11 protein-coding genes are annotated in these 12,659 nt (G+C 37.5%); 1 reads left to right on the top strand and 10 read right to left on the bottom strand.

What is annotated here, in order from left to right; genetic code table 11:
- Positions 1-49 precede the first annotated feature (49 nt).
- From ACT89M_RS04020 to ACT89M_RS03990, 7 genes are all read right to left on the bottom strand, one after another.
- On the bottom strand, positions 50-1,294 hold the full coding sequence (locus ACT89M_RS04020) for a rhamnan synthesis F family protein (protein WP_186809819.1): 1,245 nt from the start codon (positions 1,292-1,294) through the stop codon (positions 50-52).
- A gap of 27 nt (positions 1,295-1,321) precedes the next feature.
- On the bottom strand, positions 1,322-2,470 hold the full coding sequence (locus tag ACT89M_RS04015; RefSeq protein WP_308723305.1) for a rhamnan synthesis F family protein: 1,149 nt from the start codon (positions 2,468-2,470) through the stop codon (positions 1,322-1,324).
- Entirely contained in the window at positions 2,470-3,300 is an 831-nt protein-coding gene (locus ACT89M_RS04010; protein WP_308723306.1) for a hypothetical protein, read from the bottom strand. The genes ACT89M_RS04015 and ACT89M_RS04010 overlap by 1 nt, the downstream gene beginning before the upstream one ends.
- 87 nt (positions 3,301-3,387) lie before the next feature.
- Entirely contained in the window at positions 3,388-4,725 is a 1,338-nt protein-coding gene (locus ACT89M_RS04005; RefSeq protein ID WP_154891628.1) for a Gfo/Idh/MocA family oxidoreductase, read from the bottom strand.
- Between the two features lie 17 nt (positions 4,726-4,742).
- Positions 4,743-7,265: an NHL repeat-containing protein gene (locus ACT89M_RS04000; RefSeq protein WP_154891627.1), complete on the bottom strand. Its 2,523-nt coding sequence runs from the start codon at positions 7,263-7,265 to the stop codon at positions 4,743-4,745.
- A 339-nt stretch (positions 7,266-7,604) separates the two neighbouring features.
- Positions 7,605-7,838 (bottom strand): CPCC family cysteine-rich protein, encoded by a 234-nt coding sequence (locus ACT89M_RS03995; protein WP_261769601.1) that lies wholly within the window; start codon positions 7,836-7,838, stop codon positions 7,605-7,607.
- A gap of 108 nt (positions 7,839-7,946) precedes the next feature.
- Positions 7,947-8,522: a TetR/AcrR family transcriptional regulator gene (locus tag ACT89M_RS03990; protein ID WP_154891626.1), complete on the bottom strand. Its 576-nt coding sequence runs from the start codon at positions 8,520-8,522 to the stop codon at positions 7,947-7,949.
- Between the two features lie 158 nt (positions 8,523-8,680).
- On the opposite strand from ACT89M_RS03990, the gene ACT89M_RS03985 reads away from it, so the two are divergent.
- Positions 8,681-9,616 (top strand): ketopantoate reductase family protein, encoded by a 936-nt coding sequence (locus tag ACT89M_RS03985; protein ID WP_308723307.1) that lies wholly within the window; start codon positions 8,681-8,683, stop codon positions 9,614-9,616.
- A gap of 156 nt (positions 9,617-9,772) precedes the next feature.
- On the opposite strand, the gene ACT89M_RS03980 is transcribed toward ACT89M_RS03985, so the two are convergent.
- The 3 genes from ACT89M_RS03980 to ACT89M_RS03970 are packed head-to-tail and all read right to left on the bottom strand — an operon-like array spanning position 9,773 to position 12,659.
- Positions 9,773-10,807, bottom strand: a complete 1,035-nt coding sequence (locus tag ACT89M_RS03980) for a hypothetical protein (protein ID WP_308723308.1) — start codon at positions 10,805-10,807, stop codon at positions 9,773-9,775.
- 44 nt (positions 10,808-10,851) lie between these two features.
- The gene (locus ACT89M_RS03975) at positions 10,852-11,805 is read right to left on the bottom strand and encodes a methyltransferase domain-containing protein (RefSeq protein WP_308723309.1); all 954 of its coding nucleotides are present in this window, start codon (positions 11,803-11,805) and stop codon (positions 10,852-10,854) included.
- Between the two features lie 5 nt (positions 11,806-11,810).
- Positions 11,811-12,659: an FkbM family methyltransferase gene (locus ACT89M_RS03970; protein WP_308723310.1), complete on the bottom strand. Its 849-nt coding sequence runs from the start codon at positions 12,657-12,659 to the stop codon at positions 11,811-11,813.

Raw genomic sequence — 12,659 nt, 5'->3', positions numbered from 1 at the left:
AAGTTAACATTCCTTTCGCTACTGCTCCAGGCAACTTTTCATAAATTAATTAATATGAAAACCAATTATAAATAGTATTGGCAGTCAGCTGATTCGTTTTAAATTTCTCAATAATTTCCACCTGATATTTCTTATTTGTAGCCACAATTACCAGTGTTTCTTTATCAAATTCCATTTCATTAAAAGCATATACTGGAATATTTTCAACTAATGTTTCATTCCCTCTCATTTCTGAAACAATAAAGCCATCTATTTTGATATCAATGAAATTCATAGAATGGAGGCAATCCCTTCCCAGAATTCCAGCACCATATATATATGTTCTTTTGTGTCTTTGATACAAACTTTTCAATTCTGATGCCTTAGTATCAAATTGATCTAAATCGTATAGATATCGAAGACCTAATGAATTTCGAAGTCTTTCGAATGCTTTTGATAGAGCAGATGTAAAATATCCCAATCTATCTTCAGCATATCTTTCTGTCATTACCCATTTACACTCATAACCAGAATCTTTAGCAACATATTCCAAAATTCGCTCAACTGCATGACTCAATGTGCCGTCATCTGCTAATGGCTCGACATCAAAATCTTCGTACTTCCAATCATGTTCAAAGAGCTTCCTTAACGCAGTCACCCTTGCCCAGAATACAGTTCCTATAGCCATAGGTGAGATTTCCTTATTGATATCACAATGCAAGTTCAAATCTTTTGCCAACCTAACAGTGTTCTCATAGTTGCTTTTCCAATTATTCATGTATGCAAAATTGATACGCTCACTAGCCGGAACTGGCGGGAGCAGTAAGCCTAGTTGGTCATTTTTATTAAAACAAGAAATCACATTATAAATATAAGTCTTACTACTCAACATATTTTCCCATTGACTATAAATCCACTTATCTACATCCAACTTACTTGAAGGATTTTTCTCCTTTTTGTCATGTAAAAAGCAAACCAACTCATGATCCAAGATATCTTTACGACAGGCTACTAAAAATGAACTAATATCTCTACCGCGATTTTTCTTCTCAATTAATCTGCAATTTTTCCTGTATGAAGAGAAGTTTTTTATTTTCTTATTTAACTCATCATTAGAAGTAGTAAAATAGATAGTAATTTCTTCAGGTATATTCCGGAAATATTCTTCATATTTTTTGAAGGTATCCGAATAATGCAGATGAATGACTACAGCAACTTTCTTTTTCAATATTTCATTTTCATAATTATCATTCAGATGACGAGTTGGAAGAATACAATGTGTGTTATCAGAATTTATATTAAGTGTATTATCCAAAAGGTCCACTCCCTGTCATGTAATGCCTCATTTTAAATCCCAAAAATAAAAAAAATGTTCATTCTTACCCAACCATGATAAGACTTCGACACTATGTTCATAATTTAAGGCAACAATTATTGAACTATTGGGTGGAACTTGTGAAGCTTGTATAACGGGATAGCCCCATATATCTCTATCCTTAATATTTTTTTCATCTGAGACAATAAACCCATAGAAATCCTCGATTTTATCAAGAAATACAAATGCTGTAGCCCTAGCAAAGGAACCTGCACCATATATATATATTTGTCTGTGATTCGAGACAAAATGATTAATATCATCATATGTTATCTGTGGGACACTGTATTTGATCTCTGGCTGATTAACATTGTCAGTCCCAATGAATTTCTTTTTTTCTGAACCAATTTCAACTCCATAAACTCTTTTTACATTTTGCTTCATTAAAGAAGTATCATATAATTTCTTGGATTCTAAATGTGCAACCAACTTATCGCAAATCTCATCAGTATAATTATCTTTCAAAAAAAACTTTTTTTTCCATATAGGAAGATTATATTCTAAAACACAAATATCAGGGTTCCTTTTACTTTGGTAACCATTTGAATACGTATATAACCCAGGCTTATATCCTTTTTGAGTTAATGTATAATATAACCCTACTTGCAATAGAGCAAAGGCATCTGCCATCTCGTTTACTTTGAATAATACATTACTTTTAAAATAATTAAATAAATCACCATTTTTGAGTAACTTCCCACGAAACACACAAAAATACATAACAATATAGCTTAAAAAATTTCTCTTTATCCCGTCTATACCCCAAAAATCATATTTTTCGTTTTTCATTGAAGTAAATATTTCTTCAAAACTTACGAATGGTCCATAAAAAGTATCATTGCACAATACTAGTTCATCGTATTGTGATAACTTCTCTTCCCCCAACAAATTAACAATAACATCTGCGTAAGCTCCAGCATCAAGCCCTGTATTGTCTCGTTTATAAAATTGGGTACTATAATTCTTTAATATACATTCTCCTGCCTCATTAATATCTCCATTTACAACTATGATTAGGTCATCCAATACCTTGTTTAATTGTGTAATGATATATTCAACGTAACCATCAACGATACCACTCTTATCATAAAATACAAATATCCCCAGTCTGCGCATTACTCCCCCCCTAGGTCAACATTTTGAGCCTTTAATATATTATCTGTCTCTTTGATTAGGAGAATTTCATCATGCGAAAAATATTTATTAAGTTGATTGTCAGTCATGGCCATATCCTGAGCATAAGCTTTATATTGTTTTAGATCACAACTATACATATCCGCTGTTATTTCACTCACGTTAAAGTAAAAGGCTAACATCAAGCGATGTGAACCATCAAGAACAATATCATGATTATGTGACAGCTTAATATTATAATTCTGCTGGACATTTCCTTGTTCATACTCGTATATTTTTTGGACAAAATCTTCCCATCTCTTCTTTGCTGCTTTTTCACTACTAAAAACACTCATAAATTTCAAATAAACTTCACGTCCAACTTTATTTTTTCCAAGTACATTTTCTATTGCCAGGTAATAAATAGCATTCACATAAAAACCATTTATTCTTTGGACAACTTCATCAACTTTCAGCACGACATCTCTATGTTTTGGTATTCCAAAACATAGATCAAATAAATGAGGATAAATCCAGAAAAACCTTTTAAAGCCTAGTTTTTTTAGCTTATCTATAATTTCATCAACAAAGATGTTATGCACAGCTATCATCACAATACTATCATTTGTAACATCCTTGATTTCTACGACTTTCTTCCCCTCAAAAAGAACCATGTCATCTTTCAATAAAGAAACTGAAAAATGACTCACATTATCCCAACATCCACAATACTTTAATTGCTCACCAAAACGTTTAGCAACGGATCCAGTTCCAAAAATTGTAAATTTATCACTATTAATAATAGTTTCTATTATTTCTAATTCTGTCTCCACTTAATTTTGTCTCGCTCCTTTCTCCTTCCGTAGTTTGTATCCAGATACTAGATATAAAAGCCACTACCTTCGTTTTAAAATACTTTATTAATCTTTTCTAAATTTCTGGATAAACAGCTCCATAATTTCTGCCATAGCTATGGATTCTCTAGTTGTAAGCTTAAATCCACTCTCATAATTCCCATTTATCACAGAAAGGAAATCATTAATCTCATATCTTAATCCATCACCCAAGAATCTGTCTGAATATTTTTCAACATCATTTGGATCTTCGAAGTGAACTTCAAAATAGGCTGTTTTCCACCATGGGGATTCAACTTTGATATAACCCTTTGTTCCTGAAATAATAAGATGTCCTTCGGACTTCACACCAAGGCCGCAAGTAGCAGTTCCAATGCCACTTGGATACGTGAAATGTGCTTTCGTAAATATATCAAGACCATTCTCATCTTTTATTGAATCAAATCGTATATCTTCAAACTCTGTGCCGAATATTTTAATAATTGGAAGTAAAGTGTAGCTTCCAAGCTCAGTGAAACTTCCTCCGAACTTCAAATTAGTTAGTTCACGACTTGAAGGGTTTTCAAGTTTTGTGAAACAAGCTTCTACATTTCTTATACTGCCAATAATTCCACTACACGCAATTCCCATTAGCTTACTGAAACCCGGAGAATAGGCTGTTTTAATTCCTTCAAAGAGTGTTAAATTATGTTCATTTGCATATCTCAAAAGTTCTTCTGCCTGTGCTTTTTCCAAAACCATAGGTTTTTCACAGAGAACATGCTTACCTTGTTCAAGTGACATTTTAATGTATTCGTAATGAGTTTCATGGGGTGATGCAATATAGACAGCATCAATTGCAAGGAAGAAATTCTCAAGTTCCGTGTATGAATTAATGTTCCATTTCTCAGCAAACCTGCGAGAACTTTCTATGTTCGGATTATACACACCCTGCGTGCTTATACCACTAACAAGATTCACTTCTGGGATAAACCTCTCCGCGATGCGCCCTGTTCCAATTATTCCAATTCTCTGGATATGTTTATTTTGAGTGCGAAGCATTGTACTAGAAATATCCTTGGTTCGTTCAAGATATATAACCTTACAGTAATCATTAAGATAATCAAAATGACCGGTCCAGTCTGAACCTACAGTAAAAATATCAATATTATATTTTTTAATATCTCGGAACTTCTGTCCGGGTGACTCTTCAATGACAATCTCATCGGCAAAACCTGTTTTTCGTACATTTTCAACTCGGGTCATTAGTGAATCTATTACATTAAGCTTACCTCTAGTCTGGTCGTACCCCTCAGTGGTAACTCCAACAATAAGGTGATCACCAAGTTCTTTGGCTCTCTGTAGCAGTCTATAATGACCTTCATGGAATAAATCGAATGTACCGTAGGTTATTACTTTTGTCATACCGATGCCTCCTACCTTTAATTAAGACGCTCTTTTATAAACTCATGAATCTGCTCACCACATGTCCCATCATTGTTAGCGATTATTTCTCTATAAGCAGCAATCTGTTCTTCCCGGTTGAAGGGATTTCCAACTACATTTCCCTCCAGAAAACTAGTAATTGAATTAAAAGCAGTTTCCTCACAACAGTACTGCAGCCATTCAGAGTTTTTACTAAAGCCAGGTTCGTTTGCCTTTAGCTCTCCAACGTTGAATTCAACATTGATTTCTTCATAACTCCCAGTTTCCAAATTAACATGATATAACTTTCTATCGTAAAGCGAAAATAAATTATAATGCTTATTGACTTCCTCTGCCCGATCAAGAAACCAGCTTTCACCCCATGAGGCATAGTATCCGTTTTTAATCTTATCAAGAGTCTTGAACGGAGGTTTCCATTCAGTAGATTCACCTGTAATTCTATTAAGTTTAATGTACATATTAGACCAGTACGGTGCTAAATAGACATAGTCCCCAACAAATGTAGGACGACTAAATGGTCGTTCCATGCATTCAAATCCCAGATGTATATGTCTGCATTTCAGTTCCTCAGGAAAATCTACATATTCCCTGACATTACCATTCATCGGGTTCCAGCAAGTAATGTTTTTCCCTGAAAAAGGCATAAACCACAAATTAACACCGTCTGAGGTCAAAGAAATACATCCTGCATTATTATTTACGCCTGTGGTTAAAATTTGTTCTCTTCCACTCACGGCTTCGATTGCCAACACTCGACTATCTACAGGAGAAGCAATAAATAAAATTCCGTTTTGAACACAATATCCACCTATAGAACGTTCGCCGTTTCTAGTACCGATAAATACATCCAGATTAGATTTAAAATATTTAATTTCTCCATTCTCAGTGTCAAACCTTACAATAGCCGGATATAAATTCGGTATAAGAAAAATGTATTTCCCGCAATGTACGGCTCCAGCAAATGAGCCAGCCCGCTCAATATATCTTTCTAGTTTAACTCGTTTGTGAATTTTGTTGTCTAATATAACGATAATGTCCTGTGCGTTTCTAGGACAAATGTATGTTTTATTATTTACTGTCACTGCATATGAATAATAATCCCCATAAGCATATTCAGATAAATCACATAAATATTGATATCTATAATTGTTATCGGGAGAATGATATAGCTTGTTACCACGTGTAATTAACCATTGATCATCAGAGTAAATGTTAAACCCTCTGTTAATGATCTCACCACGCCAGTCGTCCTCAGTAGGTTCCTCAAGAATTTGATTATTTAAAATAAAGATTGGTTTTCCTGCGATACCGAAAAGTGAAACAACCGAAGTTCCTGAATCACCAATGTAAGCATCACTGAGGGCAATAGTATTGGTAATATCCGGCGTCTCATCGTAAATACCGATCTCATTTTCGATGAAGTATCTTTTCAATTCAAAATAAATCTGTGTATACTGCGATCTCATAGAATGAAGTGATGACTCTAGTAGTGGATGCGGCCTCCATAAGAGACACACATCATCATGAGCTGCAAATGTTTTAAATACATAGTGCATTTTCTTCAAAAATAGTGCAGTGTTATTTAATAAGCCACCAATACTCGTGTTATAGAAATATACCTTTTTCCCTGCCATTTTAGCTTTCCAAGCAGCTGGCGGCTCGGGTGGATTGTTGCATATTCTTATCACTCTATCAAATTTAGGTGAACCCAATGGCAGCAATTTTTCTGAAAAAGCTGGATCAAAAAACTCGCGATATCTTTCGGCCTGTGTAACAATATAATCCGCATGATAATACGCGGAGCTACTCTTCTGTCCCTCACTCATACTACCTGAAGTAGAATAATAAGGGATATAGACCAATTTATCGGTATTTTTTTTTATTTCATAGGAATAGAACCTTGGATCAACGGAAGTAATAAAATTATGGTTATCATACGGATTGTGGATATAAGCTACATCAGGTCTACGAACACTCAAATCGTAAGAATCATAATGAGTTATCGGAACATACTCAGGTAATTCCCCGGCTTCGTAATGAAGTTCACCGTATGAACCATCTGGATTGCGATCACGGTAAGCTATAGGAACAACATACACTTCACACTGTTCATCTTCATTTGCCGCCATCCATACACTTTCAAGTGAATCCCACATGGAGGCCTTGTAGGGGAAAAATACAACTTCGAATTTAAGCTTAAACTCGTTGTTCATGTTATTCTCAATCAGTCTAATTTCATTGGATAATTGCTCGACGAAACTCACATCAATAGTTTCAATTGCAACGGCAACATTATAAAGATTTGTATGATAATCCGTAAGCATCTGAACCGTATGTGTGCCTTCACCTTCTACTTTTTCTATATACTCACCTAAATGTACAACCATGTCTTGACAGCCACTTAAAAGTTCTATAACTGACGAGAGGTTCCTTTGCAAAAATTGTCGCTTCATCTCATCATTAGCCTCATAAAGTGTTCCTACAAATTCCCGAATTCGCTCTTGATGGTGCTTCCTCATTAATACTCCCGCCCCTATATGAATATCATTTCATTGATCATATCATTGTTTCACATATGCGAAATACACTTTTATATAATATCGGTTTTTTGCTCTTATTGATGAAGAGTCAGCAAAAATTGCCAATCATAAAAATGATATATTTTATATTATTAATAAAACTATTACTTTCTGGACAATGAAGAAGAACATGCTTCATTTTTCATGCTTCATTCTTATCATTTCAACACTATTACGCACATTTCAATAGCATGTTCCCTACCTCACCTCATACAGACACTTACAGCAAAAACCGCGTCAACATCCCTGGCGCGGTTTTACAATCTTCATTCCAATTTCTCACCTGTTATACAGCCTGTAGAGGAACACCGCAGCTCCTGCTTTGGTTGTGTTTCCTCGCGGATTGACAATGTAGTGTTTTTTGAAGTTCTCACGAGCCTCCGCAAGTGAATAGTCTTGATTAGGTCCGCCCCAAACTTCATCTGCATGCGGATCATCTTGCCCATCGTCTTCCCAATTACATAAACAACAAATCTCCCAACCCTTGTCTTTCCTCCAGTGTGGGATAGCCACAACAAGGGCAATTAAATCTGTTCATATTAGTAGCTCCTTTTGATATCACCTATCACTATAATTGTTCGAGAGCCTTAATTAAAATGTTACAAGCCCCGTCCATACTCCTCATTGGCGCCGCGGATTGACCGATCCAAAAATGTGATATGGCGTTATCCCCTTTGTAAATAAGCTATCAATCAGTCCGACCAACTCTTCTGACGATAGATCTTTGCCGTTTCGTATCCAAAGGCGAAACATAGATATTAATGTTGATATGTAAAACTCAATGATATATGGCGCTAAAGCATCATCGGATGGAAAATCCACAATCAATCGTTCAAAGGGAATTTCCCTTTTTAGCCGTTCCACAAAATGAACAGAGCCATAGTCGCCCAAGAGAGCTTTCAGAATTGCAATGTCCTCTGCATTTTCCAAGCACTGAAGTGCATCTTGGAAAGTATGTGTAGAGAACTCTCTGCCTGCCATTTCCTCGTTAATGGAATTCAAAATACGTTCTTCAACCCAGTCCAACAAGTCATAGATATCTGTAAAGTATTGATAAAATGTACTGCGGTTATATCCTGATTGGTTAGCGATCTCTTGAATGGATATTTTTTCGATTGGTTTCCGGCTATATAAATCGCAGAATACATTTACAAACGTCTGCCTTGTTTTGTCCGTGATTTCAGGTTGCTTATGCATGATTTCCCTCCATTTTCTGTTCAATCTGTTCAACCCATGATACGACAGATATTAAAAATCTGATGGTTGATGACCATATAATGAATCCATACAATAACATTATACAACACGTTGTTGGATCATCAACAAGAGCTAAAATATATTTTTAGGGAGGCAATATGAGAATTTTATTCTTTGGTAGAGGTTTAATATCCACCCAATATGCTTGGGCTTTGGAAAAGGCAGGGCATACCGTTGAGTTCTATGTTAGGGAAGGGAGAAAAGCAACCTTCGGAGGCTATATTGAGCTTGAAATGTGGGACGCACGAAGGGGGAAACAGTTCATAAAGGAACGCTGGAACGTTCAACTTCATGAGGAGATACGTCCAAATTATGATCTCATTATTGTAAGTGTCAGTACGGAACAACTTCCAGAGGTAGCACAATTACTGTCGACTGTTACAGGAAACACCCCTGTCCTCATATTCAATAATATTTGGCAAGATTTGAAATCAGCTATCTCACCCTTGGTTATGAACAATGTTGTCTTTGGCTTCCCAGGAGCAGGAGGCGGCATCACGGACAATAGGCTTAGAGGCGGCTTTTTTAAAATGATATTTCTTGAAAAACCACGGGCAGGCACGGAACAAATAAGCAACATGGTCAAGGAACTATTTGAAAGTGCGCATTTTAAAATTAGTTGGATAAAGGATATGCAAAATTGGCTATGGAATCACTTTGCCATGAATGCAGCTATGGAAACCGAAGTGTTGAGACGGGGAAGTTTTCCAGCACTCTTGAATCATCGTGACTCATTCGCCAATGTAGGAAAAAATATGAGGGAAATTGTACCTGTACTTAGAGCAAGAGGTGCACAGATTGATATGATTTCTCTACTGCTGACTAAAATTCCACCACCACTTCTCAGTATGCTTTTTAACAAGGTTATCTTTGCAAAGGGCAGCTTAGCACGACTTTCCATTGAATACAACAATACCAAAGCAGGTTTTTCAGTAATTGAAGTTGTGAAAGAAGCCAAAAAGTTAGGGATATCTTTACCCCGTCTTACTGCAACTCTTGAAAACAATCAACGACACAACGTTATTGACAACTGATCCATCCGACGAACAGAGGCCACAACCAATACTTCGCGCTAAACATATTATTTTGGTAAAAATAACAATGGCCCGAACGCTAGAAGCTTCGGGCTAGGCAACTATTTAATCAGGTACATGCGGCTCATTTCTAGCAATATTAGATGTGATTTCACCTTACCTGAAAGCCTTTAACATTAAAAACAATTGATTATGAAAACGCACTTCATTCGTATAGATTTTTTTAATTAAACCAATGCACTTATCTATGATTTCCCCAGTGAACTTTTGGGACATGATGGCTTTATTCGAATAGATCCTTACTGTCTTCCAGTCATGAATAATTTGGTCCAATAACGGATCAAGCGTATGTTTTGCATGGATATGATCCATGTTGTACTTATAGAGAGTATTTAACCTGTATTTCTCAGAACACTTTCTATAAATCGTACTGCTCAGTGTTTCTATAATCGTTTCATTTTGTATAATGAGCTCATAATTTTCTGCGAGCAACAGTATATTATTCAAACTTTCCGTTATTTCATTTTGATACCTGCACATATTTTCTACGAATGTATCGATGGTTGTGTCTGCTGACTTCTTATTGTCCAAGATCTCATGATTACCGGGGGGCACTAGCGCATATTCCCAAAAGTAGTCTGGCATCTTTACGTGTTCCGAAGTCATGCATGACGATTTAAATTCTGAAAATGGCAGAGAATATTGTCTATATTCCGTAATATCATCAACCGTATATATTTCCTCGTTCATAACATTGAAGCCATAGACAAAAACAGGGTGCAGTCCATGTTTTTTGTTATAATAAAAGTCTCTCCCGCGTTGATAAAATAAATCAATAAATATGGAAATCGGATGACCACTAGAAATAGAGCTTATGATCTCATCTTGTAACGTATCTAGTGCAGGAGATTTTTTACGAATAGAGATCCCCATCGCCTCAAGGATCTGATCTCCCTCCTCAAGATCCAACACTTCTAACTTGAAATATCCTCTTGTTTGTATTTTTTGTTCATTAAATCTATAAATACTAATGACATTATTCAAAATCGGCAACTCATCTTTTTTGAAATATCTGGCTAGCGTTAACCACAAATTGTAGCCGCAATTAAAATAAGGAAAATTATGATGCGGAAACATTTTTGTCATGCCGTCGAAGGGCTGGAAGGTGTCCAGGGAAATAATTTCTTCCATACAATATTTCTCCTATACTGATTATTGTTGATATTACGGCTCTATTACCTCTTAACAAGGTTCATCATACGGTATTGCCGCGTTCCAGCCTTCATCTCTTCATATTTCTTCGAGCCGGGCAATGCGATGAAATCATTAATATCTCCAATATTCGTGCTCGCTTTGGCGTTGCTCGCAATCCCTTGTGTGCCAGTACGCTGCTTCGCACTCTCATCACATGATAGAAGAACATTCGAAGTCACATCCTGATTACGGATTACAGACAGGCCTGCTTCCTCTAACAGTCTGACGTTCTGCGCTACCTGATCTCCCAGCATCAACTCCGTATACAGAAATACGCCGCCAACTCTCAAGATCCGATACACCTCTTCATAGAATCGTGATCGGTTCGGATAGGCATGTGCGGATTCTATATTTAACACTACATCGAAGCTCTCGTCTGCAAACGGTATATTCTCCGCATCGCCGACGAGATACAAAGATTTCCCCCCTCGGGATTTGGCATTACAATAGGCTATATTCGCTGGGCAGATGTCGAGACCGACAATAGACAGCGGCTTGAAATATTTAGACAGAGCTGCTATGTTCCCTCCCCTGCCGCATCCGATGTCGATCACCTGCCGCTCCCGAATCTCCGTCCTGCCCACTGTCTCAAGCAGCAGCTTGACTGAGTTTCTATTCCATGCATCGCCCGGCTCGATCACCGCATATTGCTCACTCCCGTACGGGACGTAACCATAGTTTAAAAAGGTGGCGAATCGGCCTATACCGGACAGTGCAAGGGAGTCCGAAATCTCGCTATAATCCCGAATTTCAGCCTCTTTCCGGTTCCATTCGGAAGGGTGGGTAACCTGCTCACGCTGGTCAAGCATCGATACATAACGATCATCGATCGTATATACTGCGTTGCAGTTGCAGCATTGCAGCAACGCCTCCGACTGGACAAGCACACCCTTACAGCTGGAGCATACCAACTTTGCATGCAGATGCTGTATCATGACTATCACCCAGCCGATATATGCATCTGATTCAACGCGTACACATTGAAGTAATTGGGGATATTCAAGTCTTCGTAGTAATCGATCACAACATTGAAGCCATTGGTTAGGAAGATGTTCTCAAGCCTGCTGATCTGCTCTCCGTCCAGTCCGTGTACCTCCATTACAATTTGCCTGATTTTGCCCCAATCCTCCGGCTCTATTCCTTCCAGGACCTCAAATTCACTTTTTTCCACGTCGATTTTGAGCAGATCAATGGCGTTCATATCGTAATAATGGATCATTTCAGAGATCGTAGTTAGCTTACATCGATGGATTTGTTCATTCAGAAACTTCGGCGACATCAGTTGATCCACAAACCGGTTTAACATGCGCGGGTCGTCGAAATGATCCCGGTAATGGTTGATTAACCCGTATCGGAGATCCTGATCGTGGTTCTCACGGTATCTGATCTGGACAGAATCCGTGGACATCGTAGGAAAATAGGCAAACTCCGCTTCCTTGATTTCATTGGAAAGCCCGACGTTAACTGTTGTTACGCGAGGCAGCGAGTTCGTATTCATCTCCAAGAGCTTAAACGTCGGGGGAAGTGGCTCAAAGGCATATACTCTACAGTTGCTCTTGTTGCTGACATACAGGGTGAACATGCCGATATTTGCCCCGACGTCCATGACCGTGCCATGATCCGGGAGCGTAATCCCGTGTTTGAAATACATCTCCTTCTGAAAAATTTCGTTGTAGAGGAACTCGGTCTCGCCTTCGTTGTTTTGATAGATTTCGATCCCGTTGTGCAGCCGCTTCTTGGCAGTAGTCTCTGTCTGCGGCGAAAAGCTCTTGAACTCCATCTTGCTCAT

The sequence above is a fragment of the Paenibacillus sp. NN59 genome (assembly GCF_057597225.1).
The sequence above is the reverse complement of the archived record's forward strand: the minus strand, read 5'-3'. Positions and strand labels throughout refer to the sequence as shown.